This window comes from Alicyclobacillus dauci, from assembly GCF_026651605.1.
Lineage (GTDB): Bacteria > Bacillota > Bacilli > Alicyclobacillales > Alicyclobacillaceae > Alicyclobacillus > Alicyclobacillus dauci.
Genome location: NZ_CP104064.1, coordinates 4,185,082 through 4,197,500 on the forward strand (window position 1 = coordinate 4,185,082; position 12,419 = coordinate 4,197,500).

11 protein-coding genes and 2 rRNA genes (1 of these 13 running past the window's edge) are annotated in these 12,419 nt (G+C 50.2%); 1 reads left to right on the forward strand and 12 read right to left on the reverse strand.

Features of this window, described 5'->3' with window-relative positions:
* Positions 1-31: 31 nt before the first annotated feature.
* Complete coding sequence (locus NZD86_RS21020) at positions 32-865, reverse strand: undecaprenyl-diphosphate phosphatase (RefSeq protein ID WP_268043993.1); 834 nt, start codon at positions 863-865, stop codon at positions 32-34.
* Between the two features lie 198 nt (positions 866-1,063).
* On the opposite strand from NZD86_RS21020, the gene NZD86_RS21025 reads away from it, so the two are divergent.
* Positions 1,064-1,531, forward strand: coding sequence for a DinB family protein (locus NZD86_RS21025; RefSeq protein WP_268043994.1), 468 nt, complete (start codon positions 1,064-1,066; stop codon positions 1,529-1,531).
* Between the two features lie 147 nt (positions 1,532-1,678).
* Here the strand turns inward: NZD86_RS21025 and NZD86_RS21030 are convergent, their stop codons facing one another.
* The 11 genes from NZD86_RS21030 to NZD86_RS21080 all read right to left on the reverse strand — a co-directional run.
* Positions 1,679-2,050, reverse strand: coding sequence for a carboxymuconolactone decarboxylase family protein (locus NZD86_RS21030; RefSeq protein ID WP_268043995.1), 372 nt, complete (start codon positions 2,048-2,050; stop codon positions 1,679-1,681).
* Positions 2,051-2,125: 75 nt separating this feature from the next.
* Positions 2,126-2,974 carry a M55 family metallopeptidase gene (locus tag NZD86_RS21035; RefSeq protein WP_268043996.1) on the reverse strand — a complete coding sequence of 283 codons (849 nt, stop codon included), beginning with the start codon at positions 2,972-2,974 and terminating at the stop codon, positions 2,126-2,128.
* Between the two features lie 50 nt (positions 2,975-3,024).
* Positions 3,025-4,917 carry a S9 family peptidase gene (locus NZD86_RS21040; RefSeq protein ID WP_268043998.1) on the reverse strand — a complete coding sequence of 631 codons (1,893 nt, stop codon included), beginning with the start codon at positions 4,915-4,917 and terminating at the stop codon, positions 3,025-3,027.
* A gap of 187 nt (positions 4,918-5,104) precedes the next feature.
* The gene (locus NZD86_RS21045) at positions 5,105-6,733 is read right to left on the reverse strand and encodes a peptide ABC transporter substrate-binding protein (protein ID WP_268044000.1); all 1,629 of its coding nucleotides are present in this window, start codon (positions 6,731-6,733) and stop codon (positions 5,105-5,107) included.
* A gap of 109 nt (positions 6,734-6,842) precedes the next feature.
* Positions 6,843-7,775 (reverse strand): ABC transporter ATP-binding protein, encoded by a 933-nt coding sequence (locus NZD86_RS21050; RefSeq protein WP_268044001.1) that lies wholly within the window; start codon positions 7,773-7,775, stop codon positions 6,843-6,845.
* Entirely contained in the window at positions 7,748-8,740 is a 993-nt protein-coding gene (locus tag NZD86_RS21055) for an ABC transporter ATP-binding protein (protein WP_268044002.1), read from the reverse strand. The genes NZD86_RS21050 and NZD86_RS21055 overlap by 28 nt, the downstream gene beginning before the upstream one ends.
* A 6-nt stretch (positions 8,741-8,746) precedes the next feature.
* Entirely contained in the window at positions 8,747-9,661 is a 915-nt protein-coding gene (locus NZD86_RS21060) for an ABC transporter permease (protein WP_268046992.1), read from the reverse strand.
* A 5-nt stretch (positions 9,662-9,666) separates the two neighbouring features.
* Positions 9,667-10,596: an ABC transporter permease gene (locus NZD86_RS21065; RefSeq protein ID WP_268044003.1), complete on the reverse strand. Its 930-nt coding sequence runs from the start codon at positions 10,594-10,596 to the stop codon at positions 9,667-9,669.
* Positions 10,597-10,655: 59 nt separating this feature from the next.
* Positions 10,656-11,147: an Lrp/AsnC family transcriptional regulator gene (locus NZD86_RS21070; RefSeq protein WP_268044004.1), complete on the reverse strand. Its 492-nt coding sequence runs from the start codon at positions 11,145-11,147 to the stop codon at positions 10,656-10,658.
* Between the two features lie 837 nt (positions 11,148-11,984).
* Positions 11,985-12,101: ribosomal RNA gene (gene rrf, locus NZD86_RS21075) — 5S ribosomal RNA — on the reverse strand.
* 187 nt (positions 12,102-12,288) lie between these two features.
* A 23S ribosomal RNA gene (locus NZD86_RS21080) occupies positions 12,289-12,419 on the reverse strand (it continues 2,809 nt past the right edge of the window).

The following is a 12,419-nucleotide window of genomic DNA, read 5'->3' on the forward strand; positions in this document are numbered from 1 at the left end:
CACGACATGACACTTGCCCGACTATCTACATTCAAAAGTGCAGTCCGAGGATTGTCATTAAGAGTACGATAATACCGACGATAATACAGTAGAATCCGAATGGGCGCAGCGCTTTGACTTCTGTTGTGCGGAAGTAACGCATCAAGAAGGCAGTAGCCAGCAAGGCCACAATACCCGCAACCAGCCCACCGATGAGACCGTAGTTAAGCATCTGGTGGTTATGGCTATGAAGCATCTTCGGAACTTCAAGTACGCCAGCGCCCAAGATGACCGGGGTTGCCAACAGGAAACTGAAACGTGCCGAGTCCTCGTAATCCAGTCCACTTGAAAGGCCAGCCGTCATGGTGATGCCGGATCGCGAGAAGCCAGGAATCAGTGCAAATGCTTGTACAACGCCTATCCAGAAACTTCTTCCGTACGATAGGTCCTCCAGTTTGCGCGTAGCCTTGCGCTTCCGCCGCATCCGATCCGCCACGAGCAGCACAAAGCCGTTAACGATGAGAAAAATCGCAGCCGATGCTGCATGAGGAAACAAATCTTGCAGCTTGTGTTCGAACAGTTTGCCCAAAATGGCTGCTGGGATGGTAGCGACGATAATCAGCAGCAGTTGTTTGCGCTCTCGGCGCATTTCGCGAATGAACAAAGACGCAATCAAACGAACCCAATCGCGCCAGAAGTAAATGAGCAACGCAAGGCCTGTCCCAAGGTGCAGCATGACGACGAACGCCAGAAAAGTATCCGATGTGGTAAACTCTGTCCAGTTAAACACGTAAGGTAAAATCACCGCATGGCCAACGCTGCTGATAGGGAACAACTCGGTTATTCCCTGCATGATGGCATACACTATGACTTGCAAAATATGCATTCAGTAGCCTTCCTTTCGAATCAGTCCATCTACCTCCCTCATTGTAACCAACAATACTGGCTTGGCAATTTAATTTTTTGTAAATAGGTCTGGTTCGATCCCAACGCCTTCGCCCCGGCAGTCCGGTTAGCCGCAACTAGTGAAATATCGCGACAATTGTTAAACTCGACATAGATGTACCTATGAGGAGGAATGATTGTGCCGAAAGCAGATTCGTTCATTCAATCTTTTCTGATGCACCGCAATGTTCTGGGTGGCGTACTCGATAATCTCACAGACAAGGACCTCGATTTCCACCCCTGGGATGGCGCTTTTTCCACCGCCGATCTCGTATGGCACATGTTGTCATCGACTTATACGTTTGCAAGTACTGCAGCGTCTGGTGCCATTGGGGAGAGGCCTGAGAAGCCGGTATTCACGTCTATCGACGAATTGAAGAATGCCGCTCGCGAATGGACCGAGAAAACCGTGGAAACGATTCGTTCCATGAGTGACGAACAGTTTAACGTCTCCATCGATACAACTAAAATGATTGGACGAGATGTAACGGCTGGCCAATTGCTGAGCATCATGCGCGATCACGAGATTCACCACAAAGGCCAACTATTCGTCTACGCTCGCCTATGCGGTGCGCAAAAGCTTCCACTCTTTATTCACGCTGGCTGAGCAATCAGTGTAACTCACAAGATATGTGGGATATTGATTTGGGATGGAGCTATGACGACAAAAGAGCCACTCGGTGACGCCTGCGCGTCGTCCGTGTGGCTCTTCATCTTTTTGGCCTAGTCATTGGTCTAGTCAAAGGAACAGGTCTTAATGCTGTTGTGTCGATCCTTGATACTCTGCCATGACATCCTGAACAAGTGTCACACCCTGTGATAGCGCCGCTCCACCACCAAAAGCCCCGCAGACGCCAATCGTTTCAAGAATCTCGCGCTCAGAGGCGCCAAGCCGTAAGGCATTGTGACAGTGGAACATAATGCAGTACTCATCCTGCGCGTGAACGGCAATCCCTAGGGCGATCAAGTGTTTGTGCTTTTCAGAGACTTCTCCCTCTTGAAAGCAAGCATCGGTATATGCGATAAACCGCTCGCCTACTTCTGGCAATTGTTTCGCGAGCCAACCAAGGCCGTCTTTAAATTCTTCGATAGACGCCTCGACATACCCTTGTAATTCCTCATCCACGACTGACTCCCCCTTTGAAAAGACGAACATCTATAGACTTAGCAGGGGGAGTCTGGATTATCCGTGTCCCTAAACTCACGCGTTCGCTTGGCCGAGAATGCCGTTGATAGTGGAGATGCCAATCATGACACACGCCCAAAACAATTTGTATCCAACCAGCAGGTTCTCGCATGTAAAGCGAACAGTTTTAGGGTCGACAAGTTCCACCTGTGGAATGGTTGTCGTCATAAGCGCTTGGTTGCTTCCCTTAAATTGAAGTTCAAACGTGAATGGACCGTCCATCTTGTACGGCTCTGTTTGTTTTGCCCGGCGTGCACCCTCTTCTGCAGCCTCCCGAATCAAAGCGTGCGCTTTTAGCGGATGGATCAACTCAGCCGCAAACCGATCCACACCACGTTTCACGACAGCCGCAGAAATCTCAGGCAACGTCTCTTTCACTTCAGCGACATACGCATCGTCACCCGTAATCAGCAATGCGGGTACCCCAAGCGAGCCAGCGACTATCGTGTTGAGTTCCGTTTCACCAACCACTTTTCCGTTCACTTTCAACTCGTTTACAGCGACTCCGGCGAGAGTATGACTGATCACGGTGCGTTCAGAGCCGCCCTCGCGACCGTGATGGCCAACGAACATGATGCCGTCAAAGGACTCATCGAATCCTTCCAGTTGACACATCACGCGGTTATTTCCTGAAACGAGCGTAGCGCGCTCATCCAACTCTTCAATGAGGATGTTCGACATATTCCCGTGACCGTCAGCCACGACAACTTCTGTGGCTCCTCCGCGAAATGCTCCGTCTATAGCAGCGTTGACATCAGCCGTCATCAACTTGCGAAACCGCTGATATTCAGCTTCTTTTTTGAGCTGTTGATTGGTCGCAACGCCAGAAATGCCTTCCATGTCTGCCGAAATAAAAATTTTCATCAATGATTCCCCCTAAATAGACAAAAAATAAGGTCCGAAAAATGTTTGCTCTACCGGTAATGCTCAAACCACTCTACGATGTGTTTGAGGCGAGCAATACGGTTGTGTGGTTTTCCATTTCGTGAAAGGTCATGGTTTTCACCAGCAAAGCGCACGAACTCAGTGTCCACACTAAAGCGCTTTAACGCTGTGAACCACTGTTGTCCCTGCTCCATTGGGCAACGGTAATCTTCTTCACTATGAATAATCTTCGTCGGCGTTTTTACGTTGTTCGCGTAGCGAATGGGGGAGCGTTCCATAATGAGCTCTTCATTGTCCCAAAGATCCGCGCCGCCCAGCTCTGCTTTGTTAAACCAGAAACCAATATCGCTCGTTCCGTACATGCTGTAGATATTTGAAATACACCGCTGCGTCACAGCCGCTCTGAATCTATCCGTATGTCCGACAATCCAATTGGTCATATAACCACCATAGCTACCACCGGTGACAAACAGTAGGTCTGAGTCAATGTACGGTAGCTTGATGACTTCATCGACAGCGGCCATCAAGTCCTGATAATCATTGCCGCCCCAATCCCCTATACATCCTTGAACAAAACGCTCCCCGTACCCGTGGCTGCCACGTGGGTTCATATACAGGACAACGTACCCATGGGCCGCGAGCAACTGAAATTCGTGTTGAAACGTATTCCCGTATGAGGAATGCGGCCCACCGTGAATCTCCAGTACAAGGGGATATTTCTTATTCGAATCAAAGTCCGCAGGTCGCAGAACCCAACCGGGAATCGTCCATCCGTCGTGACTCGTCACTGAAAACGGTTCTGGCTCGGCGACGGCGTAGGCGTGTTTTAGCACGCGGTTGTGGTCTGTCACCTGACGTCCTTCGCCATCCGCGTACAGGAAAATTTCCGCCGGGCAAGTGGGTGACTCTTGTGCGACAACCAACTCTCCATCCGTTGCAACATCGAATGAAGTCACAACGCACGCTGCTGTTCTGGTCTCTTCACGAACGTCACCATCTAACGTGACGCTATACACGGAACAATCCCCGTTTCGCGTTGCGGTAAAATAGATTCGCGTACCATCAGTAGACCATATGGGTCGTGACTCCCCTGTTTCGTATCTCGCATCCGTTCCAACTTGGGTACCCTGTGGTCGGTCCATACTTCCTGTTAAGCATCGAGCTTCCCCGCCCTTGGCTGGTACAACCCATACGTATGAATTGGTACCACTGACTTCGCCCTTGTCGTGACCAAAAAACGCGATCCACTCGCCGTTAGGGGAATACGACAGGGCCGATACACCCCCGCGTCCTTGATAGACGGTATTCATTTCTTCCGTATTCACATTGATGGCGTATATCGATGGAGTGACATCCCGCTCGTCATCGTCGCGCCAGGATATAAATGCGACGCGTTTGCCATCCGGTGAAAAACAAGGATGGGTCTCATTGTAGCGGCCGGTCGTCAGTTGTCGGACCTTTCTTGTGGCCACTTCGACAAGCGATAAATGAATGGATTTGCCGTCGTAAAATCCCTCGCCATTTCCGTGGAAGCGAAGGTTACGGATGACTCTAACGTCTTGTGTTTCCGTTTCCGATTGGTCAGTTTCATCCTTCGGCAATCCATCAGAAGCACGCGTACCGTCAGTCCGTGCAGCCACCACTATCCACGCACTGTCTGGACTCCAGGCATAGGATTTAACGCCGTTCGGCATGTCAGTCACCTGGATAGGCTCCCCACCGTTGGTTGGCATGACAAGCACTTGTGGCTTGCCACTCCGATTAGAAACGTAAGCAATCAGTTTGCCGTCGGGAGAAAAACTTGGTCTCTTGTCTTGAACTGCGTACTCCGTGTCCCCACCATACGTTAATGGTCGATCCGACAGAGTATTTCGGTCCACTTGGTGAAGGGCGGATCGATACGCGTTTTTGACTTTGTCCATCCGTGTACGAACATAGATAAATGAATCCCCTGCGGGAGAAAACACAGGCTCACCGCTAAAACGAAGGTCATATAAGGTGTCAAATGAAATCGACTTCAATGGTCTGACGCTTCCTTTCGGCGTGTATCATCTGGTGAAAAATTCGGAGGAAGCGGCCTGCGTCGCCACTTCCTCCCCCAAATAAAGGTTATTGAACGGACATAAATCGAATATCTGGGAATTCGGCGTTCGGATGAACCACGATACCCTGTAATTTTGGGCTGAACGTAAATACGTGTGTATAGAAATAGAGCGGAATCGCGGGCTCATCGTTCATGAGAATCTGCTCAGCTTGGTGCATGTCTTGCATCCGTTTCGCTGTGTCCGTCGTAGACTCGGCGGCCGTGACTAGTTGGTCGTACTTCGGATTGCTCCAGTGGGTGTAATTACTTCCGAAATCACTCTTGAAGTAATCTAATGTTGCGGTCGGATCTGTATATACATCGATCCAGCCCATACGACCAAACTGGAAGTTTCCTTTCGTCAGTTTGTCAAGATAAACTTTCCATTCTTCGTTTTGTAAGTTCACTGTCACGCCGAGATTCTGTTTCCACATTTGCTGCAACGCTTGCGCAATTTGCTGGTTTGCCTCCAACGTGTTGTAGTCTAAGGTGACAGGCGGCAACTGTGTCAGCCCTTCCTCTTTTAGACCCTTTGCAAGAAGTTGTTTAGCCTCATTCGCATTCTCTTGTATTAAATTTCCACCCTCACTCCTAAACTCGCCGTTCGCTCCCGGCAGACCTGGTGCAACCATCGCAAACGCCGGCTTCTCCCCACCTTGTGTAACGTTCTGCACAAGGGACTGACGGTCAATGGCAACACTGAACGCCTTGCGAATATCGGGATTGTCAAACGGTTTTTTCGTCGTGTTCAGTTCCAAGAAGCATGTACCTGCAAACGGATATACCTTTGCTGTGCCATCTTTGATGGCATTCGGAATAACATTGAGCGGCAACTGCGTGTCCATGTCCAACTGGCCGCTCTTGAACATTTGATACTGTGTATTACTGTCGTTGACGATAGTGGCGGTAACCTTGTTCAATTTGATGGAACTAGCGTCCCAATAGTCCGGGTTCTTTTCCAAAATGAGCTGGTGCTGATGCTGCCACTGTGATAGTTTGAATGGCCCGTCACTGACATAAGTGGATGCTTCTGCAGTCCAGTTTGGCGTGCTTTTGGCAACCTTCTGATCAACCGGGAAGTACGGCCAGAATGTCGTGAGGCTTAAGAAAAATGGTGTCGGGTGCTCAAGTGTAAACTGAAGCGTGTGCGCGTCTACGGCTTTGATGCCGACAGCGTCTGCACTGCCCTTATTCGTGTTGTAAGCCTGTGCACCCTTGATGTAGTACAAGTAGCTTGCGAATTGTGCACCTGTATTCGGGTCAAGTGCATGCTTAATGGCGTAAACAAAATCATCCGCAGTCACCGGATCCCCATTGGTCCACTTGGCATCACGCAGGTGGAAAGTATATACGGTGCCGTCCTTCGAGATATCCCAAGACTTTGCAATTCCAGGCTGTGGTGTATTGTCCTTCCCGAGATAGGTAAGACCTTCCATCAACTGATCAATTACCCAACCGGACGTTGTGTCTGTGGACTTAGCTGGATCGAGCGTCGGTGGCTCGGTCAAAATATCCATCGAAATACTTTGACTTCCACTACCATTGGACCCTGTGGTCTTTGCTCCAGTCGCGGCTCCGCCCGACTGGCCGCATCCTGCAGTCAACAAGGTTAGCGCAAGTGCTGCGCCAACTGTACCGTACCATTTGCGTTTCATCTGTTTTCCCCCTTGAATTCTCGACCATTCCATGTCGCTTGGCACCGGTTTAAGTTCACCCAGTCTTCATCGCCGGTGAGGGTGCCAGCCGTCCCCATACGGGAGGGCACTATTCCACTAAGTGGCAAGCTATAGTGTGGCGCTCACCTCCCTTAAGGAGAGGCTCTTCTTCTCTACACCGTTGTGTCGCAAAGGGGCACCTTGTGTGGAAGCGGCAACCCGTTGGTACATTTGCCGGACTCGGTACATCCCCCTGGAGACGGATGCGCTCACGCTTTTCTCCTATAGTCGGCATCGCTGACAGCAGCGCCTGTGTATATGGGTGCTGAGGATTGTGGTATATCTCGTCCTTATCGCCAAACTCAACGAGCCGACCGAGATACATGACTCCAACCGTGTCACTGATGAACTGAACCATGGTCAAGTCGTGAGAAATGAATAGATATGATAGGCCAAACTCCTCTTGAAGCGACTGCAGCAGCGTCATAATTTGCGCCTGAATCGACACGTCCAGGGCAGAAATAGGCTCATCCGCGATAATCAGCCGAGGGCGAACCGCCAGTGCTCGAGCGATGCCAATTCGTTGTCTCTGTCCACCTGAAAACTCGTGTGGGAAGCGCGAGAGGTGATCGCTCTTCAATCCAACCCGATGGACCAAATCCAATACCCGATCACGCCGTTCCTTCCCTCTCGCCAACTGGTTAACATCGATCCCTTCAGCGATGATGTCCTCTACTTTCATGCGAGGGTCGAGCGACGCGTATGGGTCTTGAAAGATCATTTGAACCTTGCGACGGTAATCACGTGCTTGCACCCGATTCATTTGATGGATATTTTGACCTTCATAAGTGATTTGGCCCTCTGTGATGGAATTCAGCCCTAGAATCAAGCGACCAGTGGTAGACTTTCCGCAACCTGATTCCCCCACTAGACCCATCGTCTTTCCTTCATCTAGCTTGAACGAAACGCCATCCACAGCGCGAATGAGACTGCGATGTCCACGAAAGTGTTTCTTTACGCCTTGTAACTGTAGGAGTTCCATCCTAGTGTCTCCTTTGCCTGTGGATGCAGAAGCCAACAGGCCACCTGCTTGTTGTCGATTGTTTCAACGTCCGGTTGATAGTCCTTGCAAATCCGCATTGCGTGCGGGCATCTTGACGCAAACGCACATCCCTGTGGCGGATTGAGCAAATCTGGCGGTGTGCCAGGGATTGAAATTAAAGGCTCTCTCGAACCAGGTATGGGTCGTGATCGAAGAAGGCCTTGCGTATATGGGTGCGTAGGGCGATGGAGCACGTCCTCTACCGGCCCATATTCAATGGGTTTTCCGGCGTACATTACCGCGACCTCATCCGCCACTTCACCGACGACGGCCAAGTCATGTGTGATGAGGAGGAGAGCCATACCCATTTGTTTTTGTAGATCTTTGAGTAACTCGAGTATCTGGGCTTGCACTGTGACGTCCAACGCTGTGGTCGGCTCGTCCGCAATGAGCAGACGCGGCGAACAGGCAATAGCGATAGCGATGACCGCCCTCTGTCGCATTCCCCCACTGAACTGATGCGGGTAGCTCGCTGCCCGGCGTCGTGGGTCGGGAATGCCGACGAGATCGAGCAGTTCAACTGCTTTTTCGACCGCCTTCTTCGCACTCATCCGTTCATGCTGGAGGATGGATTCGGCGATCTGATGGCCGACCTTCATCGTGGGATTCAAGGATGTCATCGGATCCTGGAAGATCATCCCTATTTCTCTACCGCGAACGGATTGCATTTGTTTTTCCGCTAGACCTAGAAGATTTTTACCGTTCCACAGTATTTCACCTGATATTTTTGCATGGGAAGGCAACAGGCGCATGACACTCTGTACGGCAACGCTCTTGCCCGAGCCGGACTCTCCGACAATACTGAGCGTCTTCCCCTCCTCCAACGTCAGATCCAGCCCGCGAACGGCCTGTACCGTCCCGATCTGCGTTGGAAAGTGAACTTTCAAATCTTTAATCTGCAACATATCGCGTCACTTCCTCAATTTAGGGTCCAGCGCCTCAGAGAGTCCGTCCCCGACCGAATTAAAAGCGAACATGGTCAGTGAGATTAGTACAGCTGGAATAAACAGTTGCCATACATCACCGTCGAGAATGGAAGACAACCCTTCGTTGGCCATCGTCCCCCAACTTGCTAAGGGCGCCGGGACCCCCAAACCAAGGAAGCTGAGAACCGCTTCACCAAAAATGGCCGTCGGGATGGTTAAGGTCATGTTGACAATAACCGGCCCTATGGTATTCGGAACCAAGTGGCGTGTGAGGATTCGGGGCAGGGACGCACCGAGCGATCTCGCCACAAAAACGAAGTCCTGCTCTTTCAGTTGCAGCACCTGGCCGCGAACCAATCTCGCCATATTCACCCAGCCAGTCGCCGTCATGGCAGCGATGATAGTGAACAGCCCAGGACCCATTACGACCATCAACAATATGACCATGAGCAAGTACGGCAAGCCGTATAATATCTCCACAATTCTCATCATCACTTCGTCCACTTTTCCGCCGAAATACCCAGAAATGCCTCCGTATATTACGCCGATGATAAGGTCGATAAGTGCTGCCATAAAACCGATAAACAGTGAGATGCGAGCACCGTACCAAGACCGTGAAAACATGTCACGTCCCAAGTCATCAGTGCCGAACCAATGTTGTCCTGAGGGAGCAATGTTTTTTTGGATAAGAATTTGCTCGCTGTAGGAGTAAGGGGTCAAATAAGGTCCAATGATGGCCATAATTACGAGTACTAGGATGATTGCCATACCGACCGTCGCCAAACGATTCCGAAAGAACCGATGGCGAACATCCTGCCAAAAGGTCAGTGTCGGTCTTTCCGTCTCCGGAGGAAGTTCTTCCTGTTGCAACGGCAAGAACAGGTCATCTGAAAATTCCATCGCCATCACGCTTTCCTCCCCGTCAGTTGAATTCTCGGATCCACAACCGCATAAGCGATGTCGACCAAAAACAAAATAAAAATGAGTATGGCGCTAAAAAATACCGTAGTCCCCAGAATCATCGGGTAATCCCGGTTCGTAATAGCCGACACATAGAGTTGTCCCAAACCTGGGATACCAAAAATCTTTTCCACGACAAAACTGCCTGTTAACACGTAAGCAGCCAATGGTCCAAGCATTGTCAAAACCGGCAGGATGGAATTGCGAATCGTGTGCTTCCAGACAATCAATACAAAAGGTAGACCCTTCGCCTTCGCCGTACGAATGTAGTCCTGCTGAAGGACCTCCAACATACTCGATCTCATCAGTCTCGCAAAGTACGCCGTTGGTGTCACTGCCAAAGCGATAACCGGCATGACTTCTTGCGCTGGCGTACCCCAGCCTGCCGCAGGGAAAATCCCCCACTGTACTCCTAGGTAGTTAATTAAGAGCGTTGCAAGGACGAAATTTGGAACGGAAATTCCGAGAATGGCGATGACCATGGAAGTGTAGTCCTGCCAACCACTCTGCTTTACCGCTGCGATAGTCCCGAGCAATACGCCGAATACAAACGCCACACAGATGGCCCACAAGCCGATTTGCAGCGATATCGGAAATCCCTGGCCAATAATTCCGTTCACCGTTTGGTCTTGCCACTGAAAGGACGGCCCGAGATTTCCCGTCAGCAACGAGCCAAGGTAATCTAAGTATTGTACCGACAAAGGTTTGTCCAAATGATAATAGTGCATCATGTTCTGAAAGATGGCCGGAGTCATGTTTTGTTCGTTGGAAATTGGATTTCCAGGAATAGCATGCATTAAGAAAAAAGTAATTGTGATGATTACCCACAGGGTGACAATCATCCACCCGATCCGTCGCGCCGCGTACAGAATCATGGCGGTCTCCCCTTTCGTCTCACTTCGTTATTTTCATTGGCGTACCGCTTCAAACGACCTCACACCTCATGTTGGTTGAACAAGTGCGTGTGTTTAAGAAATCCAAATTCATTCTTATAGACCTCAAGCTCCATAATGACGTTGGTTTTTCTCACATGCGGAAGTGTGTGAAGTTTATTCTTGAGAAACTGAATTAGGTGGTGCTGGGAATCGCTGACGGCTTGAACCATTAGTTGATACTCCCCAGATGTTAGGGCTACGAATCGAATCTCCGGGATCTGCCTCAATCGCTCAATCATCTCTTCAAGATGGGGCTCCTCAACTGCAATCTGGGCGATCACGACAACTTGCAGTCCCAACTTCACGAGATTTACGACCCCGACAATTTGAATAACACCTTGTTCCTTCAACTGAGCCACTCGGAGCCTCACCGTACGTTCCGATACGCCCACAAGCTCAGCAATCTCTCGAAACGACCGTCGACCATCCTCTTGCAAATAGGCAATAATCTGCAAATTCAGCTTATCGATTTCTACACCAGAACTACTCACCGCATCGACTCCTTAACCCTACAACAAACTGAAAAGCGCGATGTCCACGTTTGGAATCAAATCACAAATTTTGTTTCGAATTCAGACATTTTCGGGTAATCGTATTTCCGAAAAGATAAATTTATATTCGAAATTATACACGTCTAAGTAGCACGGTCAACCCTTTTCATATAAAAATACGATTTATCTATTTTTTCCTTGTTTTCAAGGGATGTGTAAGCGAATACATGTATCAGCACGTAAACTACGAGATTTTCCCTCGTATTTTGGTTCGTGTAAAAACGTCGAGTTACGCACGCCATTTAGCCGTTCCGAATACAGTGCATATGTAATTTAAACCGCCTGATGCGTAAGCAAAATTTGGTTGGACGTTACAGCGTGCTCTATCAGTCTTCCAGAGTCTTACGAAAGTGGCACGGATGGTGTGAGGAGGATGGTTGCAGGGTGCGTGCCAGGACCGCGGCACGGGTGGCATAAAGCACCAGCGTTCCTCTGTTGGCCATTCTGCCTCGGCATAGACACGAGCAACGGACCTGGTGACCGTTGTTGGCACGGTCGGGCCGTCTGATCGGTCGCCTATAGTTACATAAAGGCAGTGCGTTCCTCTAGCCATTTTTGGCTGATGATATGTAGTCAGTAGCGAACCACGGTTCCCCTATTCCATACGACCTCCGGATGCAAGGCCCTGATGTTCCCGCGACCTATCTATTTTATTTTGTCTCGATTGTAAAAACCCTCCGTCACATGTGGGTTGGACCATCAAGCACGTCATCCCCCCTACAACAAAAAAGCCCTCAAGGCAGCATCCTCTGCTCCCTCAAGGGCTCTTTCTCTCTCGCCTGGCAACGTCCTACTTTCCCAGGAGGTCTCCCTCCAAGTATCCTTGGCGCTGGAGGTCTTCACGTCCGTGTTCGGTATGGGTACGGGTGTTTCCCCTCCGCTATGGTCACCAGACTGCTTGGGCTCCGGGCTCTCTCTACGCTGGCTTCGCCCTTACGGGCTGCAGAACGCTTCGTTCGATCCCTCCACCAAGGCATCTTGTACCTTAAACGATACTTCTTCCTCGGTTTCGCCCTATGTACCGCAGCTTTCGCTACAGTTTGTGGTCCTTGCTTCTGAACTATGGAACAACCTCTCTGTTCTGGTGAAGCCCTCGACCGATTCGTATCTGTCCGCTCCACGTATCACTACGCTTCCACTCCAGACCGATCTACCTTGTCTTCTTCAAGGGGTCTTACTCCGTTATCCGGATGGGATACGTTATCTTGAGGC

Excerpts from the sequence above, each read along its gene's own strand:
- NZD86_RS21020 (WP_268043993.1), bottom strand. The coding sequence starts at position 865 with ATGCATATTTTGCAAGTCATAGTGTATGCCATCATGCAGGGAATAACC.
- NZD86_RS21035 (WP_268043996.1), bottom strand. The coding sequence starts at position 2,974 with ATGAAAATTTTTATTTCGGCAGACATGGAAGGCATTTCTGGCGTTGCG.
- NZD86_RS21040 (WP_268043998.1), bottom strand. The coding sequence starts at position 4,917 with ATGGACAAAGTCAAAAACGCGTATCGATCCGCCCTTCACCAAGTGGAC.
- NZD86_RS21045 (WP_268044000.1), bottom strand. The coding sequence starts at position 6,733 with ATGAAACGCAAATGGTACGGTACAGTTGGCGCAGCACTTGCGCTAACC.
- NZD86_RS21050 (WP_268044001.1), bottom strand. The coding sequence starts at position 7,775 with ATGGAACTCCTACAGTTACAAGGCGTAAAGAAACACTTTCGTGGACAT.
- NZD86_RS21055 (WP_268044002.1), bottom strand. The coding sequence starts at position 8,740 with ATGTTGCAGATTAAAGATTTGAAAGTTCACTTTCCAACGCAGATCGGG.
- NZD86_RS21060 (WP_268046992.1), bottom strand. The coding sequence starts at position 9,661 with ATGGAATTTTCAGATGACCTGTTCTTGCCGTTGCAACAGGAAGAACTT.
- NZD86_RS21065 (WP_268044003.1), bottom strand. The coding sequence starts at position 10,596 with ATGATTCTGTACGCGGCGCGACGGATCGGGTGGATGATTGTCACCCTG.